This window comes from Calidifontibacter indicus (genome assembly GCF_003386865.1).
Classification (GTDB): domain Bacteria; phylum Actinomycetota; class Actinomycetes; order Actinomycetales; family Dermatophilaceae; genus Yimella; species Yimella indica.
Genome location: NZ_QTUA01000001.1, coordinates 1,201,820 through 1,219,214 on the forward strand (window position 1 = coordinate 1,201,820; position 17,395 = coordinate 1,219,214).

Below are 17,395 nucleotides of genomic sequence, written 5' to 3' on the forward strand. Positions count from 1 at the left end.
CATCACCGGCGATCGGACATCCTGTCGAGCGCGACGACGCGGGCTACTGACGAGTCCGTGATTGAGTCACCTCATGGACACCAGCACGGGCGTCGTCTTCCCGGTCAGCAACACCGCCAATATGGCCGAATCGCATGAGGAAGAACGCAGTTCGTCGGCGTTCGGGCGCGCGGTGGTGGCCGAAGCGCTCGCCTCGGTCGATGCTGCCGGGGCCGACGCCGCGCAGCGGGACACCGGGTGGCGGCGCGGTTATCCCCAGCACCTGCGCCGGCTGGTCGAGGTCGGTGCCACCGACCACCGCGCGGCAATGGCGATCGCCCGTGACGGGCTGGCGTCGGTGCACGACCGGATGTGCTGGCTGCCGGCGTCGGGCGGACACGACCGTTCCCTGGCCGATGCGTTCGCGACGCCCCTGCCGCACGCGCGATGGGACTCCGTCACCGTCGCCGGCGAAGGGGCGGCCGAAACCGAATTCACGTTGCCGTACAAGGGAACCCGGCTGCAGGGCGACGCCCTGCGTGAGCGCCTGGACGGCTGGGTGACCGACGGCGTCATCGAGCCGGGTGTGCGCGACGCGGTGAACAAGGTGCTCGACAATCCCGACTGGCTCGACGTGCGCGACCGCACGTTCGTCGTGCTCGGGGCGGGCGCGGAGATGGGACCACTGCGTTCCTTGCTGCGCTGGGGTGGCCGGGTTGTCGGCATCGACCTGCCGCGGGCGGCGCTGTGGTCGTCGCTGTTCGACGTCGCGCGCCAGGGTGCCGGATCGCTGGTCGTGCCGGTCGCCGCCGGGCGGGCCGACGCGTCCGACCCCGCGCAGCACGCCGGTGCCGACCTGTTGCACGACATCGGCGGGGTCGGCGACTACCTGCTCGGCCTCGATGGGCCGTTCGTGCTCGGCAACTACGTGTACGCCGACGGGGGAGTCAACCTGCGCCTGTCCGCAGCGACCGATGCGCTGGCGTTGCACCTCTCCCAGCGAGACGACGTCGCGCTGGCCTACCTCGCGACCCCGACCGACGTGTTCGTCGTGCCGGACAGCGCTGTGGCGCAGGCGAACTCCGGTCTGGATAGGGCGTTCCTGAAGTCGGTGCGCCGTCCGCTGCGGGCGGTGTCGCGCGGCCGGCTGTTGCAGCGTCAATACCCGCCGGAGCCGGCCGGGGTCTCGCTCAGCGACACGATCGTGCCGCAGCAGGGCCCGAACTACCTGTTGGCCAAGCGGATCCACCGCTGGCGGGCGGCCGCGGCAGCCGCCGACGGGCAACTCGTGTCGATGAACATTGCGCCGCCCACCCGCACCCGCAGCGTCACCAAGAACCGCGCGCTCGCCGCGGCGTACGCGGGCGCGCACCGCTTCGGGGTCGAGGTGTTCGACCCCTCGACCGCGAACACCCTGATGGCCGCGATGCTCGTGCACGACCTGCGCACCGGCGGCTATGCGGCGAAGGGTGACATGTGGCAGGCCGAGGCGGCCGGCGCCGCGCACGGTGGCCTGTGGCGCTCGCCGTACGACCCCCGCTCGGCCCTCGGGATCGCCGCGGTGCTCGGCTTCGGCTCCGCCCGCTGACCCGCCGCCCGAGGGGGTGGGCGAGAATTTTCGACTCATTCGTCACATCTGTCACAGCAATCCCGTGCTAAATGACAAGGGTGTGATTAGGCTCCTAAGATCGGTTTCGGCCGGCGCGACCCGCATGGGCGCGCCGAGCTCCAAGTCTCGAACGGAAGGATCCCGATGACCGCCGCGGAACGTGCTGGCACCCCCGAAGGTGCTCAGCTGTCGGAGCGCGATCTGAAGATCCTCGAACTCGAACGCGACTGGTTCCGCGCGCAGGGCTCCAAGGAAGACGCCATTCGTGAGCGTCTCGGCATGAGCACCACCGCCTACTACCAGGCGCTCAACGCACTGATCGACAACCCGGAGGCCCTGAAGGCCGACCCGTTGCTGGTCAAGCGGTTACGTCGGCTGCGCACCTCGCGCATGCGGCAGCGCAACGCGCGCAAGTTCGGCTTCGACCAATAGCCTCTCGCCGCTCCTTCGCGGTCAAGGGCGCCAGCAGCCGCTTCGCTTCTGCTGGCGCCCTTGCGCGTCCCGCGGCCGCAGGAAACGCGCACGCGGGTCGGACGCTCGTCGCTCAGACGCCGCCGTTGAGCAGGATGCCGCCGTCGACGGTGAGGGTCTGGCCGGTCATCCAGCCCGCGTCGGACGATGCAAGGAACGCCACGACGCTGCCGATGTCGTCGGGCTCGCCGAGGCGCTTGAGCGGGTACGCCCGCGACACCTTCTCCTCGCGGCCCTCGTAGAGCGCCTCCGCGAACTTCGTCTTCACCACGGCCGGCGCGACGGCGTTGACCCGGATGTCGGGGCCGAGCTCGAACGCCAACTCCTCGGTGAGGTGGATGACGGCGGCCTTGCTCACGCCGTACATCGCGATGCCCGGGGCGGGGCGCAGGCCGGCGATCGACGCGACGTTGACGATCGCGCCGCCGTTCTCCTTCATCCACGCGGCGTGCACGAGCTTGACCCACTCCAGTGCCGAGATCACGTTGACCTCGAAGATCTTGCGGGAGGCCTCGGCCTCCACGTCGAGCAGCTTGCCGAAGACCGGGTTGATGCCGGTGTTGTTGATCAGGACGTCGATGCGACCGTGCCGCTCCAGCGTGTGACCGATGACCTCGTCGCGGTGCGCCGGGTCGTCGGCCTTGCCGGCGACGTACGACGCGCGTTCGCCCAGACCGGCGACCGCCTCCTCCAGTGCGTCGGCGCCGCGCGCGGTGATGACGACATTGGCACCTTCGGCGACGAGTCGCTGCGCGATCGCCAGTCCGATGCCGCGGCTCGCGCCGGTGACGATCGCGGTCTTGCCCTCGAAACGGTTCATGGACACCTCATCTGCTGGTTGGGCCGTTGTGTTCTCATCTTGTCGCAGCCCGATCGACGACGAAGGAGAGGTCCATGACCGACGACACCCGCACCGCCCGCGGCACCCTCGACTGGCAGCCGTTGGAGCAGCACCCCGATCTCGTCGCCGCACCCGTGGCACAGGCCGAGGTGCCCGGGCTGCTCGTCGCCGAGATCGACGCGAGCCTCGCCGACACCGCCGCGTTCTGCGACGCCTACGAGGTCTCGCTCGCGGCGTCCGCCAACTGTGTGGTGGTGCAGGCGCGCCGCGGCGAAACCACGACGTACGCCGCAGTGATGGTGCTCGGCACCGACCGGGCCGACGTCAACAAGACCGTGCGCAAGCACCTCGGCGCGCGCAAGATCACCTTCGCCGACCAGGAGCACACCGAGCAGGCGACCGGGATGACCTCCGGCGGGATCACACCCGTCGGCCTGCCGGACGGCTGGCCGATCCTGGTCGACGAGCGCGTCGCCGCCGAGCCCGAACTGGTCATCGGCGGGGGAGTGCGCGGCTCGAAACTGCTCATCAGCGGGCACCAGTTGGCGGCCCTGCCGGGCGCCGAGGTGCTCGATCTGGTGATCCCGGTCGAGCCGTCCGCCTGACCTGGCGCGGCAACCTCGGGGGGTCGTTTGCACTCGCCCGAGGAGAGTGCCAATAATGGCGTTAGCACTCTCAGCATGAGAGTGACAGAACCAGTGGCAGTACGGCGAGGGTCGCAACGCGCGGACGACGTAGGTCCGCGGCCGGTTGAGACCCGTCCGTCGCGGGCGTCGTGCCGCCAACTCGATACGCAATGTGTGGGAGGAACCACCACATGGCAAAGATGATTGCCTTCGACGAGGAGGCCCGTCGCGGACTCGAGCGGGGGATGAACACCCTCGCCGACGCCGTGCGCGTCACGCTCGGCCCCAAGGGCCGCAACGTCGTCCTGGAGAAGAAGTGGGGCGCCCCCACGATCACCAACGACGGTGTGTCGATCGCCAAGGAGATCGAGCTCGAAGACCCCTACGAGAAGATCGGCGCCGAGCTGGTCAAGGAGGTCGCCAAGAAGACCGACGACGTCGCGGGTGACGGCACCACCACCGCCACCGTCCTGGCCCAGGCCATGGTGCGCGAGGGTCTGCGCAACGTCGCCGCCGGCGCCAACCCGATGGCGCTCAAGCGCGGCATCGAGGCCGCCGTCGCCGCCGTGTCCGAGCAGCTGCTCAACCACGCCAAGGAGATCGAGACCAAGGAGCAGATCGCTGCGACCGCGTCCATCTCCGCCGCTGACCCCCAGATCGGTGAGCTCATCGCCGAGGCCATGGACAAGGTCGGCAAGGAAGGCGTCATCACCGTCGAGGAGAGCAACACCTTCGGCCTCGAGCTCGAGCTCACCGAGGGCATGCGCTTCGACAAGGGCTACATCTCCGGCTACTTCGTCACCGACACCGAGCGTATGGAGACCGTCCTCGACGACCCGTACATCCTCGTCGTCAACTCCAAGATCTCCTCGATCAAGGACCTCCTGCCGCTGCTGGAGAAGGTCATGCAGTCGGGCAAGCCGCTGATGATCATCGCCGAGGACGTCGAGGGCGAGGCCCTGTCGACCCTGGTCGTCAACAAGATCCGCGGCACCTTCAAGTCCGTCGCCGTCAAGGCCCCGGGCTTCGGTGACCGTCGCAAGGCCATGCTCGGCGACATCGCCATCCTCACCGGTGGTCAGGTCATCTCCGAGGAGGTCGGCCTCAAGCTCGAGACCGCCGAACTCGACCTGCTCGGCCGCGCCCGCAAGGTCGTCGTCACCAAGGACGAGACGACCATCGTCGAGGGTGCCGGCGACGCCGACCAGATCGCCGGCCGCGTCAAGCAGATCCGCGCCGAGATCGAGAACAGCGACTCCGACTACGACCGCGAGAAGCTCCAGGAGCGCCTCGCGAAGCTCGCCGGTGGCGTCGCCGTCATCAAGGCCGGTGCCGCGACCGAGGTCGAGCTCAAGGAGCGCAAGCACCGCATCGAGGACGCCGTGCGCAACGCCAAGGCTGCCGTCGAAGAGGGCATCGTCGCCGGTGGTGGCGTCGCCCTGCTCCAGGCATCCGCCGACGCCTTCGGTGGCCTGTCGCTCGAGGGCGACGAGGCAACCGGTGCGAACATCGTCAAGGTCGCTGCCGAGGCTCCGCTGAAGCAGATCGCCCTCAACGCCGGCCTCGAGCCGGGCGTCGTGGTCGAGAAGGTCCGCAACCTCACCCCGGGTGAGGGCCTCAACGCGGCCACCGGCGAGTACGTCGACATGGTCGAGACCGGCATCATCGACCCGGCCAAGGTGACTCGCTCGGCGCTGCAGAACGCGGCGTCCATCGCGGCCCTGTTCCTCACCACCGAGGCCGTCATCGCCGACAAGCCGGAGAAGGCTCCGGCCATGCCGGCCGGCGGCGGCGACGAGATGGGCGGCATGGGCTTCTAGTCCTTTTTGATCGCTCCTTCGGCGTCGAGCCCCCTAGCAGTCACTCCGTTGCTGCTAGGGGGCTCAGCCGTCCCGCGATCGTGAGCCTCTCGTCCGGGGAGACTTCCTGCCACCACTGGCACAGCACAACAAACGCGCGGGGTATCGAGATCTGCTCGGGTCATGACCCGCGCGAATCTCGATACCCCGCGCGTCTGTGTCGGACGTCGGCTGGTCACCGAGGGACGAACGTGGCCTTCACGTCGGACTCGGTCGTGGCGTAGGCACGGCTGGCGCTGCCGAGGGTGCGGCCGATGTCGGCCAGCGAATCCTTCATCCGCGCCTGCGCACGCGACCAGTCGCCGTGCAGCACCGCGTACTGGGCGGCCGCGCTACCCGTCCAGGTGCCCTGCAGGGCGGTCAGCTTGCGGTCCATGAGGTTCATCGCCGACTGGATCTGGCCGGCGATCGTGCCGACGTCGAGTCCGTGCTGGCCGATGGCGTCGCTGTCGACGGTGTACTTGCTCGAGTGGGACATGAGGGTCTCCGATCGGACTGCCCGCCCCGGTGGCGGGTCGTGCAGGAGAACCTAGGTCAATCGCGGAGATCGTGTTCGAGTTATCCCCAGGACAATGAAAAGCGGTGGCGCACAACCCGTTTGGATTGTGCGCCACCGCCTGTCTCCGAGCCCCGTCACAAGTTCGGAGACCACCCCGACCGGGTCGTTGGTGGTGGAGGAAGGGGGAGTCCACCGGTGACCCGACTCAAACCGTGTCGATCAGCTCGCCTTGCCGAGCGACACGGAGATCTGTGTGCGCTTGCCATCGCGCACGACCGTCAACTGCACTTTCTCGCCGACCGTCTTGGCCCGCACGTAACCGACCAGCGCCTCCGAGGAGACGATCGGTCGACCGTCGGCCTCGACGATCGCGTCGCCGACCTTCAGGCCGGCCTTGTCGGCCGCCGACCCCGAGACGACCTCCTTGATCTCGGCTGCGGTCTCGGTGGCGTCGCCGATCTGTACGGAACCGGTGCTGGCCTGCACACCCAGCTGGGCGTGCACGACCGATCCCTTGCTGATCAGCTGGCTGGTGATCGACTCGACGACGGACACAGGTATAGCGAAACCGATTCCGATGTTTCCCGACTGGGAAGAACCTGAGGATCCGCCCACAGAAGCGATCGAGGAGTTGATGCCGATGAGCTGTCCGCTGGCGTTGACCAGTGCGCCACCGGAGTTGCCCGGGTTGATCGGGGCACTGGTCTGCACCGCGTTCGTCGTGCTCGAGGAGTCGCCGGAGCTGCTACCGGCGGTCACCGGACGGTTCAGCGCGCTCACGATGCCGGTGGTCACGGTGCTCGACAGGCCCAGCGGGTTGCCGATCGCCATCACGGGCTGTCCGACCTGCAAGGTGGCGTCGTCGCCCATCGCGATCGGCTTGAGGTCGGCCGGCGGCTTCTGCAGCCGGATGACCGCGAGGTCGGTGGCCGGGTCGGTGCCGACGACGGTCGCCTTGTAGGTGAGGTTGTTGGTGAGGGTCACCGTGATCGAGGGGTTACTCGAACCGCCGGCCGCCACCACGTGGTTGTTCGTGACGATATTGCCCTTGGTGTCGAGCACGACGCCGGAGCCTTCGCCGCCGCCCGTGCTCGAGGATCCGACGGTGATCGAGACGACGCTGTCGGTGACCTTCTGCGCGGTGCCCGCCCAGTTGACGCCGGTGCCGTCCTTGTAGTCGGCCGGGTTGGCCTGCACCACCTTCGTGGTGGTCGTCGACGACCCGCCCGCCTGGTTGTCCGACAGTGCGTAGGTCGTGCCGCTGGCCAGACCGGCGGCAAGCACAGCGGCGATCGGGACGGCGATCCACGGGGCACCGCGGCGGCGCCGGGTGGCGGTGGTCGAACCGCCCGAGGCGTTGTTGCCCGGAGCACCATTTGCGGGACCGAACGGCCCCGACTGCGCGGCGGCGTACGGCGCACCCTGGCCGGTCGGGTTGGCCCACGGGCCCTGCGCCGGCGCACCGTACGGCTGCGGGCCGCCCATCGGGGCCGGGCCCTGCTGGCCACGGTGCGGCATCTGGAAGGAACGCGTCTGGTCGGGGCCCGCGGACGGCACCGGACGCGCGTCCGGCACCGGCGGGATCGGCCCGGTGATGTCGTCGCCCCGGTCGGCAGACCCCGCAGACCGCTGTGCGGCGGACTCCTGCGCCCGACGCTCCCCGCCGAACGGAGACCGCGCGTCCGAGGGCGCGTCGGCGGAACGGTCGGGATCGGACGGGTTGTTGTCGTACGACATCGTCATTCCTTCATCTGCATCGTTGTGGCGAAGCTGTTTCGCCGCTGCCCCTGCCTTGTGCTTCGCCCAGTCAAGCCATCGGCGTTAAGCCTGCGCTGGCCCGCTCCTGTGGGTCTGCTGTGCGTCGCTGTCGGCGAGCGGCAACTGAACGATGAACGTCGCACCACCGCCCGAGGATTCCCGAAGATCGACCGAACCCGAATGCGCTTCGACGATCGCGTTGACGATCGCGAGCCCGAGCCCGCTGCCTCCGGTGGCGCTGTTGCGTGAGGCGTCGAACCGGTAGAAGCGTTCGAAGATCTGTGCCCGGGCACCCTCGGGGATGCCGGGGCCGTGGTCGCGCACCTCGAAGATGGCGTGCGCGTCGCGGGTGCCGACGGCAACCTCGATGGGGGACGGATCGCTGTAGCGCAGGGCGTTGCCGACCAGGTTGGCGAACACCTGCCGCAGCCGGTGGTCGTCGCCGCGCACGGTCGTCGGCCCGAGTGGCCCGTCGAGGCCGACCAGTTCGATGGTGCGCTCGGGCGCGCGGGCGCGCGCGTCCTGCACCGCATCGGCGGCGAGCACGGTGACGTCGACGCTGTCGTACGGATCCTGGTCGAGGCCCCCGCTGTGCTCCTCGTCGACCCGGTTGAGCAGCAGCAGCGAGTCGACCATCTTGCTCATCCGGGTGGCTTCGTCCTCGATCCGGCGCACCGCGGCGGCGACGTCGTCGGGCTTGGACACCGCGCCCTGGCGGTACAACTCGGCATACCCGCGGACGGTGGCCAGCGGCGTCCGCAGTTCGTGCGAGGCGTCCTGCACGAACTGTCGCATCCGCTCCTCCGACTTGGTGCGCACGATGAAGGCGTCCTCGATGCGGCCGAGCATCACATTGAGCGAGCGGGCCAGGCTGGCCACCTCGTCGTTGCCGGCCGGTGGTGGCACACGGCTGGTGAGGTCGCCGGCCGCGATGGCGGCGGCCGTCTCCTCGATCTGGGCCAGCGGGCGGAAGGCGCGCCGGATGCCGAACCACGCGATCAGCGCGCCGATGAGCGTGACCACCACCCCGACGATCGCGCTGAGGTTGCGCACCCGGTCGACGGTGTCGTCGACGTCGTTGAGCGACGCGGCCACGGCGTACGTGACGGTGCCCTGGGTGGGCGACTGGCTGGTGCCGGTGATGACCCGCCACTCACCGCCGCCGGAGTCGGACTCCACGGTGAACGGCGTCGTCTCCGACAACGCGCGCGAGGTGGGGGACAGGTCGGGCCAGTTCGGCACGTGCTGCTTGGAGGAGAAGACGTCGACGTGCTCGTTGTTCGACCACTCCAGGTGCACGACGTAGGTGCCACCGGGCACGTACGCGGGCACCGTCCGCTTGGTCGAACCGTGCGAGTCGAGCGCGGCGTTGACCAGCGGGGTGCGCGCGGCGAGCAGTTCGGCGTCCTGTCGCTGATAGAGGTAGCTGCGCAGCAACGCGGTCGCGGCCAGGCCGGTGGCGGTGAGCGCACCGGCCAACAGGACGGCGATCATCGCCACGATGCGCAACCGCAACGGGGCCTGCTCGGCGCGCAGGCCGAGACCGGAGAGACCGCGTCGGGAGGATGCCTGAGCCATCAGTCCCGCGGGGCGCGCAGGACGTATCCGACGCCCCGCTTGGTGTGGATGAGCGGGGTGCCCAGGGTGTCGATCTTGCGGCGCAGGTAGGAGATGTAGCTCTCGACGATGCCGGCCTCACCATGGAAGTCGTAGTCCCACACGTGGTCGAGGATCTGCATCTTGGACACGACCCGGCCCTGGTTGACCATCAGGTAACGCAGCAGCTTGAACTCGGTGGGGGACAGGTCGATCACCATGCCGTCGCGGCGCACCTCGTGGGAGTCGTCGTCGAGTTCGAGGTCGGCCACGGTGACGGTGGCGCGTTCGGCCGTGTCGCTGCCGGTGCGGCGCAGCACCGCGCGGATGCGGGCGACGACCTCCTCCAGGCTGAACGGCTTGGTGACGTAGTCGTCACCGCCCACGGTCAGGCCCTTTACCTTGTCCTGCACCGCATCGCGGGCGGTCAGGAACAGCACGGGCACGTCGTGGCCCTTGCCGCGCATCGTGCGGGTGACGGTGAAGCCGTCCATGTCGGGCAGCATCACGTCCATGACCGCGAGGTCGAACGCCTGGTCGGCGACGAGCTTGAGTGCGGTGCGGCCGTCGGGCGCGGCCTCGACCGCGAAGCCGGCGAACTTCAGCGTGGTCGCGAGCAACTCGCGGATGTTGGTCTCGTCCTCCACCACCAGGAGGCGCGCTTCAGGGGCGTTCATGGGTACCACAATCCTAAAGTTTCCTGGGAGTCACCTGGAAGTAGATTTATTAGCTAAACTATTGACCTCAGCTAATTACTTCGCCAAGCCAGGAGGCGCACCTCCCGCGATGACCCGCGACCAACCAGCGATGACCCCGCTCGAGCGCCGAGCCATGTCCGACGAACTGCGCATGATCTGTATACGGATCAGCCGGCGCACCCGTTTCGAGAACGTCGAATCCGTTGCACCGCACCAGTTCTCGGTGCTCTGCAAGCTGCAGGGGCAGCCGCTGACGATCGGCGCTCTGGCCGACGCCGAGTGCGTGAGCCGCCCGTCGATGACCCGCACGGTCGACGCGCTCGCCGCCGATGGCTACCTGGTGCGGGTCGCCGACGACCACGACCGTCGCCGCACCTGGGTGCACCTCACCGAGAAGGGGCGCGAGGTCGTCACCCAGACCAAGCGCTCGCGCGACATCTGGATGAACGAACGCATCGCCCAGCTCAGCGACGAGGAGTGCGCGGTGCTCGCCCGTGCCAGCGAGATCCTCGGACGGGTGGTGGCCCGATGAGCCCTACCTTCGCCTCCCTGTCGATCTACAACTACCGCGTCTACGCGGCCGGTGCGATCGTCTCCAATATCGGCACCTGGATGGGACGCGTCGCCCAGGACTGGCTGGTGCTCACCGAACTCACCAACCACGACTCGACCGCGCTCGGCATCGTCACCGGTCTGCAGTTCGCGCCGGTGGTGCTGCTCGCCCCGCTGGCCGGCACCTTCGCCGACCGGTTCGACAAGCGCAAACTGCTCGCCATCTCCCAGTCGGCGCTCGCGCTCACCGCCGCCGTCCTCGCGGTGCTGGTGCTCACCGACACGGCCCAGCTCTGGCACGTCTACGTGCTTGCACTGCTGCAGGGCGTGGCCACCGCGCTCGACAACCCGACCCGGCAGGCGTTCGTCTCGGAGATGGTGCCGCCCGACAAGCTCACCAACGCGGTCGGTCTCAACAGTGCGTCGTTCAACGGCGCCCGCCTGATAGGCCCGGCCGTCGCCGGCCTGCTCATCGCCTCCGTCGGCACCGGCCCGACGCTGGTGATCAACGCGTTCAGCTTCGTCGCCGTGCTCTTCGCCCTCAGCGCGATGCACGGGTCCGAGCTCAGCCGTCCGCCGCGGGGCAAGGGACGCGGCGGGGTGCGCGAGGGGCTGGCCTACGTGCGCGGCCGCAGCGACATCAAACTGCTGCTGTTCGTGGTGTTCATGCTCGGCACCTTCGGGATGAACTTCCAGATCACCATCGCGCTCATGTCGACCACCGTGTTCCACCGGGGCGCAAGCGAATACGGACTGCTCGGTTCGGTGATGGCGATCGGGTCGCTCTCGGCGGCGCTGCTGTCGGCCCGCCGCGCGCGGCCTCGGCTGCGGGTGCTCTTCGGGGCGCTCATCGGGTTCACGATCTTCTCGGCGGCGGCCGCGCTCGCGCCGACGTTCTGGTTCTTCGGCCTGATGCTCATCCCGACCGGCCTGTTCGCGCTCACCGTGATGACCACCGCCAACTCGGCCGTGCAGTTGTCGGTGTCGCCGCAGATGCGCGGACGCGTGATGGCGCTCTACATGGCGATCTTCATGGGCGGCACCCCGCTCGGTGCGCCGATGATCGGCTGGATCGGTGACGTCTTCGGCGCGCGGTGGACGATCCTGGTGGGCAGCCTGGCGGTGGGTTTCGCAGCGGCGGCTGCCATCCTCTACGTCATGCGCACCGACCGACTCACCGTCACCCTCGAGCGTCACCCGTGGCATCTCGAGGTCGTTTCCGCCGGCCAGGCGGCGCAGGCCATCACCCCCGAGCAGGTGCGCTGATGACCCCACGCACCCGCCGGATGCTGGTGATCGGCGTGCTGGCCGGGATGCTCGCGGTGGCGATCATCGCGTCGATCGCCGGCTGACCCGGCGCTGACCGGACGCCGGTGCCACCCCCAGCGGTGTGGCGCCCACCACATCTTCTGCGCAACGGCGTACGGTCGTGGGCGTCAAGGGGCGCACGCCCACCGCATTGCGAAGGGATGGCACAGGTATGCCAGTGCTGGATAGGCCGGTCGACGTCGACGGGTTCTGGAAAGACGGATACACGATCGTCAAGGGCGTCTACAGCCCCGAGGAGATCCAGGCGTTCCGTGACGCCTGCCGCAAGGGTGGCGGAGCGAACGGCGGCGATCTGCTGGCGCGTCCGTTGCTGCGCTCGGTGCTCACCGACGGCGCGATGATCGGCATTGCGAAGAAGATTCTGAACAGCGACCAGATCTGGTACGGCGGTGACAGCTCGTTCACCATCAACTCGACCGGTCGTGGCTGGCACAAGGACAACGCCGACCGCACCGACGGCAACGCGCCCGACTGGAAGTCGGACTACACCCAGTTGCGCTTCGGCATCTACCTGCAGGACCACACCGAGCACACCGGCGGTCTGAACCTGCGTCGCGGCTCGCACAACGTCGTGCCGTTGAGCGAGGGCGAGAACATCTACGTCAAGTCGGCCGTCGGCGACGTGGGCGTGTGGAGCATGCGCATCACCCACTCCGGCAACGGTGAACTGCTCAAGGACGGCAGCACGACCGACCCCAACGACGCCAAGCCGGTCGACCCGAGCCTGCTCACCGAGAAGGACGGCGACCGGATGGCGATCTTCGCCGCGCTCGGTCTCGACGACGAGCACGCCGCCCGCTACACCGACTACCTCAAGACCCGCACTTACATGGCCAACGTGTGGCGGCACGGCCAGTACGACGACGCGGCGCGTCAGGCGGCCAAGGACGCCGGGCTGATCCTGCGCGACGTGCCCAGCGAGGTGCTGAACGACCCGAACGCCGGCAAGAACGCCGAGTGGGCACCGATTCCCTACTGATCCGCAGCGACCTTCATCCCGCGCTCGCGCGGTGAGCGAGCAACGGGCCCGGCACCAGGTGGTGCCGGGCCCGTTGGCGTCCGCGTCGGCGTCCGCGTCGGGCAGCGTCGGGACGCTGGTTCAGCGACCCGATTCCTGGGCCCGCAGGGCACGCTGCGCGTGGTCGATCTGTTCGAGCACCACCCGCCGCAACGCCGCCGGGGAGCCCGGATTGTCGTCGTACCACGCCTGGATCCGCGCGAGCACCGCGCGGCCGTCGTCATCGGCGTCGACGTCGGGGAAGAGCCCGGTGACCAGGCGCTGGGCCATGGTCTGCACACGCCCGTCCCAGACGGTGTCGAGCAACTCGACGTAGCGGTCGGCGAAGGCCAGACCCGGATCGCTGATCGCCCACCCGGCGAGCAGGGCGCGCTGCGCGTCGTTGGTCGGCCGGCCGTCGATGAGTTCGCGCCAGGTCTGCTCCTGCGCGACTGGGGAGGCCGCTCGGGCGGTGAGCGCGCTGGTGCGCCCGATGAGGGTGTCGTCGTCGGCCAGCACCTGCTCGACCTCGGCATCGCCCCACACGCCTCGACGCACCAGGGCGGCAGTGAGTCGCCAGCGCAGGCTGTCGGTGAGCTCGAGCCCGTCGGGCACCTCGCCAGCGGCGAGCGCTTGCGCGTCGGGAACCAATTCGTCGGTGTGCGAGGCGAATTCGGCGACCAACTCGGCCCAGGTGCGTTGCAGGTCGCTGCCGGCGGGCGCGCCGGCGAGCGCGTTGCGCGCCACCCCGGCGAGCGCGGCGTACGCGGCGTCGCGCTCGGCCGCCGGCAGGTAGCGACCCACGGCGGTCTGCACCTGCCCGGCCACGATGCGCAGGATCATCGCGTTCGGTTCCGACGGTGCCTGCGCCACGAACGCGTCGACGAACCGGGCTGCCGGCTGCAGGCCGTCGCGGGTGAGGTTCCACAACGCCGTCCACACCGCGCCACGGTCGAGGTCGTCGGGCAGGGTCGACAGGTGCGCCGCGGCCACCTGCCGGGAGGTCTCGTCGAGCCGCACGATGCCGTACGTCAGGTCGCCGGCGTTGAGCAGCACCAGGTCGGCGCGGCGGCCCGCGGCGTCCGGCACCTCGGCCGACTCACCGGTGAGGGTCACCGGCTCGACGAAGCTCTTCTCCAGTCCGGCGGAGCCCAAGGAGTAGCCGGCGATCGCGAGTTGGTGCGGGCGGATGACCTGCTCACCGCTGATCCGGTCGGTGCACTCCTGGTGCACGCTCAGGCTCGTGATGCGTCCGTCGCCGGCGCGCTCGACGGACGCCGACAGCACCGACGGCGACGTCGTGCGCAGCCATGCGTCGGCCCACCGCCACAGGTCGTGGTCGGTGTGCGGTTGCAGCGCACCGAGCAGGTCGTTGATCGTCGCCGAGCCGAACGCGTGCGCGGCGAAGTAGTCGCGTGCGCCGGCGAAGAAGGCCTCGGTGCCGATGAGGGCCTGCAACTGGCGCAGCACCGCAGCGCCCTTGGAGTAGGTGATGCCGTCGAAGTTCTGGGCGGCGGCTTCGAGGTCGTCGATGCGGGCGATCACCGGGTGGGTCGAGGGCAACTGGTCGCCCGTGTAGGCCCACAGCTTGCGGCCGCTGGCGAACTGCAGCCACGCCTGGTCGAACCGCGTTGCCTCCTGGCTCACCTGATAGCCCATGAGGTCGGCGAACGACTCCTTGAGCCACAGGTCGTCCCACCACTTCGGGGTGACCAGGTCGCCGAACCACAGGTGCGCCATCTCGTGCAGCACCACCTCCGAACGCGAGGTGCGCTGCATCGTCGTGGCGCCGCCGCGGAACAGGTAGTCCTCCTTGAAGGTCACCAGCCCCGGGTTCTCCATTGCGCCGATGTTGTACTCCGGCACGAACACCGAGTCGTACTTCCCCCACGGGTAGGGAAAGCCGAATTCCTTGTCGTAGAACGAGAGTCCGGCCTTGGTGAGCTCGAAGATCTCGTCCGACTCCATGTGCTCCAGCATCGGACGGCGACACATCGCGGTGAGCGCGACCGTCTGGGTGGAGCCGTCGTCGCGGGTGATCGACCACTCGTCCTCGACCGTCGCGTACGGCCCGGCGACGAGGGCGATGAGGTAGCTTGACAGCGGGGGAGTGGGCGCGAATGTCCGCGTGCTGACTGCGCCGTCCTGCACGGCGGAGATCTCCGGCTGGTTGGAACGCACCACCCAGTCGGCCGGCGCGGTCACCGCGAAGGTGAACCGGCCCTTCAGGTCGGGCTGCTCGAAACAGGCGAAGATGCGTCGCGCGTCGGTCGGCTCGCAGTGCGTGTAGAGGTAGGTGGCGCCGTCCTGGGGGTCGGTGAAGCGGTGCAGCCCCTCACCCGTGCGGCTGTAGGAGCAGCGTGCCTCGACGACCACCGTGTTCTGCCCGACCACCACGTCGTGCAGGAGGATGCGCGCGCCGGTGTAGGCATCGGCGGCGACCGGAGCGCCGTTCAACGTGATCGAGGCGACCTCGTCGGCCACCAGGTCGAGCCAGGTACTCGGCCCGGTGGAGTCGAAGACGACGATCGTGCGCGAGACGAATGTCGTCGCCTCGGATGCGGCCTCGCGAAGGTCGAGTTCGACGCGATACGACACGACCTCGAGCTGGTCGCCGCGGGCGTCGCATTCCTGCCAGGTGAGATTCAGATCGGCTGCCACGAGGAGTCAGTCAAACACACCGTTCGGTGCGGAACTACCGGGTCAGCCGCGCTGTGCGCCGACCACGTGGTCGATGCAGCGGGTGAGCGCCGTGACGTCGTCGGGGTCGACCGCGGGGTACATCCCGATGCGCAGCTGGTTGCGCCCGAGCTTGCGGTAGGGCTCGGTGTCGACGATTCCGTTGGCGCGCAAGGTGGCTGCCAGCGCCGCGGCGTCGACCGAGTCGTCGAAGTCGATCGTGCCGACGACCTGCGACCGGTGCGCCGGGTCGGCGATGAAGGGCGTCGCGAAGTCGGTGCCCTCGGCCCAGGAGTACAGCCGCGTGCTGCTGTCGGCGGTGCGCGCCGCGCACGCGGCCAGGCCGCCGAGTTCGAGCATCCACCCGAGCTGCTCGTCGAGCAGGACGAGCGTCGCGAGGGCCGGGGTGTTCAGCGTCTGGTGCTTGCGCGAGTTGGTGATCGCGGTCTGCAGGTTGAGCGTCTCGGGCACCCAGCGGTCGGTGCGCACGGTCACCTCGGCGGCCCGTTCGAGGGCGGCCGGCGACATCAGCGCGATCCACAGACCGCCGTCCGATGCGAACGACTTCTGCGGGGCGAAGTAGTAGACGTCGGTCTGCGCGACGTCGAGCTCGGTGCCACCGGCGGCCGAGGTGCCGTCGACGACGGTGAGCGCGTCAAACGAGTCGACCCGGCGGATCGGCACCATCGCGCCGGTCGAGGTCTCGTTGTGCGCGGTCGCGTACAGGTCGATGCCGTCGGACGCCGCCAGGTCGGCCACCGCACCCGGCTCGGCCAAGCGCACCTCGGGGTCGGTGAGGAACGGCGCCGCCGTGGCGACCGCGGCGAACTTCGAGCTGAACTCGCCGAACACCGCGTGCTGGCTACGGGCCCGGACCAGGCTGCAGGCCGCGACGTCCCAGAACCCGGTCGAACCGCCGAGCCCCAGCACCACCTCGTAGCCGTCGGGCAACGAGTACAGCTGCGCCATCCGCTCCTGCACGCTCGCCACCAGGTTCAGCACCGGCGCCTGCCGGTGGCTCGTGCCCATCACCGAGCGCCCTTGGGCGACAAGGGAATCGAGCTGCTCGGGGCGCACCTTGCTGGGGCCGCTGCCGAATCGTCCGTCGGCGGGCAGCAGGTCGGTGGGGATCTGGATGACGTCGTTCACCCGGCCAGTCTGACAGCGCGTAGCGTGAGGCCATGGAGCAGATCGACCGTTGGGATTACGCCGGAGAAGGACTCGAGGAGTCGCAGTTGCCCGCCGCCCCATGGGAACTCGTGCGCAGTTGGGTCGACCAGGCCCGCCGACGCAACAAGGCGCAGGGTGACCTGCCCGAACCCGACCAGATCTCGATCGGCACGGTCGACGAGCACGGCCGGCCCAGCGTCCGGACGGTGCTGATGCGCTACCTCGAACCCGCCGGTCCGGGGTTCTACACCAACCTCGACTCGCGCAAGGCGCGCGATCTGGCGGCCAACCCGCAGATCGCCGGCACGCTCACCTGGGCGCCGCTGTTCCACGCGATCCGGTTCAGCGGCCGTGCCCGGCAACTCGACCGCGACGTGGTGCGTGGCTACTTCGAGTCGCGCCCGTGGGGCAGCCGGGTCGGCGCGTGGGCGTCGGCGCAGTCGCAGCCGCTGCACGACCGCGGCGAGCTCGAACAGCGGGTGCACGAACTCGAACAGCGGTGGCCCGACACCGGTCGGCCCGACGACGTGCCGTTGCCCGACGGCTGGGGCGGTTACGTCATCGAGTGCGACGAGGTGGAGTTCTGGGCCGGGCGCTCCTCCCGGCTGCACGACCGACTCGTGTTCGTGCGGGAGGGCGACGGCGACCTGTCGACCGAGGGCGCGTGGCGGGTCGAGCGGCGCCAGCCCTGACCCGTCGTCGGCCCGCGCGTCCGCGGGCTGAAAAAACCGT

Annotated in this window: 15 protein-coding genes; 8 read left to right on the plus strand and 7 right to left on the minus strand. The window is 69.3% G+C overall.

What is annotated here, in order from left to right; all coding sequences use genetic code 11:
- Window positions 1-73: 73 nt before the first annotated feature.
- Both DFJ65_RS05785 and DFJ65_RS05790 read left to right on the plus strand, forming a co-directional pair.
- The gene (locus DFJ65_RS05785; RefSeq protein ID WP_245950049.1) at window positions 74-1,567 is read left to right on the plus strand and encodes a hypothetical protein; all 1,494 of its coding nucleotides are present in this window, start codon (window positions 74-76) and stop codon (window positions 1,565-1,567) included.
- Between the two features lie 165 nt (window positions 1,568-1,732).
- Window positions 1,733-2,020 (plus strand): DUF3263 domain-containing protein, encoded by a 288-nt coding sequence (locus DFJ65_RS05790; RefSeq protein ID WP_115922205.1) that lies wholly within the window; start codon window positions 1,733-1,735, stop codon window positions 2,018-2,020.
- 112 nt (window positions 2,021-2,132) lie between these two features.
- Here the strand turns inward: DFJ65_RS05790 and DFJ65_RS05795 are convergent, their stop codons facing one another.
- Entirely contained in the window at window positions 2,133-2,879 is a 747-nt protein-coding gene (locus tag DFJ65_RS05795) for an SDR family oxidoreductase (RefSeq protein WP_115922206.1), read from the minus strand.
- A 74-nt stretch (window positions 2,880-2,953) separates the two neighbouring features.
- Here DFJ65_RS05795 and DFJ65_RS05800 point away from each other — a divergent pair, with 74 nt between their 5' ends.
- Complete coding sequence (locus tag DFJ65_RS05800) at window positions 2,954-3,505, plus strand: YbaK/EbsC family protein (RefSeq protein WP_115922207.1); 552 nt, start codon at window positions 2,954-2,956, stop codon at window positions 3,503-3,505.
- Window positions 3,506-3,717: 212 nt separating this feature from the next.
- Window positions 3,718-5,346, plus strand: coding sequence for a chaperonin GroEL (gene groL / locus DFJ65_RS05805; RefSeq protein WP_115922208.1), 1,629 nt, complete (start codon window positions 3,718-3,720; stop codon window positions 5,344-5,346).
- A gap of 214 nt (window positions 5,347-5,560) precedes the next feature.
- Here groL and DFJ65_RS05810 read toward each other — a convergent pair whose 3' ends face one another.
- The 4 genes from DFJ65_RS05810 to DFJ65_RS05825 all read right to left on the minus strand — a co-directional run bounded on the left by DFJ65_RS05810 (window position 5,561) and on the right by DFJ65_RS05825 (window position 9,915).
- On the minus strand, window positions 5,561-5,863 hold the full coding sequence (locus tag DFJ65_RS05810) for a WXG100 family type VII secretion target (RefSeq protein ID WP_115922209.1): 303 nt from the start codon (window positions 5,861-5,863) through the stop codon (window positions 5,561-5,563).
- Window positions 5,864-6,103: 240 nt separating this feature from the next.
- Entirely contained in the window at window positions 6,104-7,621 is a 1,518-nt protein-coding gene (locus tag DFJ65_RS05815; protein ID WP_245950051.1) for a S1C family serine protease, read from the minus strand.
- An 84-nt stretch (window positions 7,622-7,705) separates the two neighbouring features.
- On the minus strand, window positions 7,706-9,220 hold the full coding sequence (locus DFJ65_RS05820; RefSeq protein ID WP_115922210.1) for a sensor histidine kinase: 1,515 nt from the start codon (window positions 9,218-9,220) through the stop codon (window positions 7,706-7,708).
- Window positions 9,220-9,915 carry a response regulator transcription factor gene (locus DFJ65_RS05825; protein ID WP_115922211.1) on the minus strand — a complete coding sequence of 232 codons (696 nt, stop codon included), beginning with the start codon at window positions 9,913-9,915 and terminating at the stop codon, window positions 9,220-9,222. Before DFJ65_RS05825 ends, DFJ65_RS05820 begins: the two co-directional genes overlap by 1 nt.
- 130 nt (window positions 9,916-10,045) lie before the next feature.
- On the opposite strand from DFJ65_RS05825, the gene DFJ65_RS05830 reads away from it, so the two are divergent.
- From DFJ65_RS05830 to DFJ65_RS05840, 3 genes are all read left to right on the plus strand, one after another.
- A complete protein-coding gene (locus tag DFJ65_RS05830; protein ID WP_211308372.1) occupies window positions 10,046-10,468 on the plus strand; it encodes a MarR family winged helix-turn-helix transcriptional regulator in 423 nt (140 codons plus the stop codon).
- Window positions 10,465-11,754: an MFS transporter gene (locus tag DFJ65_RS05835; protein ID WP_115922212.1), complete on the plus strand. Its 1,290-nt coding sequence runs from the start codon at window positions 10,465-10,467 to the stop codon at window positions 11,752-11,754. Before DFJ65_RS05830 ends, DFJ65_RS05835 begins: the two co-directional genes overlap by 4 nt.
- Window positions 11,755-11,968: 214 nt before the next feature.
- Window positions 11,969-12,796: a phytanoyl-CoA dioxygenase family protein gene (locus DFJ65_RS05840; protein WP_115922213.1), complete on the plus strand. Its 828-nt coding sequence runs from the start codon at window positions 11,969-11,971 to the stop codon at window positions 12,794-12,796.
- 120 nt (window positions 12,797-12,916) lie between these two features.
- Here the strand turns inward: DFJ65_RS05840 and pepN are convergent, their stop codons facing one another.
- Window positions 12,917-15,475: an aminopeptidase N gene (gene pepN / locus DFJ65_RS05845; protein ID WP_115922214.1), complete on the minus strand. Its 2,559-nt coding sequence runs from the start codon at window positions 15,473-15,475 to the stop codon at window positions 12,917-12,919.
- A 42-nt stretch (window positions 15,476-15,517) separates the two neighbouring features.
- Window positions 15,518-16,642 (minus strand): phosphoserine transaminase, encoded by a 1,125-nt coding sequence (gene serC / locus DFJ65_RS05850; RefSeq protein ID WP_115922215.1) that lies wholly within the window; start codon window positions 16,640-16,642, stop codon window positions 15,518-15,520.
- Window positions 16,643-16,674: 32 nt separating this feature from the next.
- Between serC and pdxH the strand changes: the two genes are divergently transcribed.
- Entirely contained in the window at window positions 16,675-17,355 is a 681-nt protein-coding gene (pdxH, locus tag DFJ65_RS05855) for a pyridoxamine 5'-phosphate oxidase (protein ID WP_115922216.1), read from the plus strand.
- The last annotated feature ends 40 nt before the right edge of the window (window positions 17,356-17,395 follow it).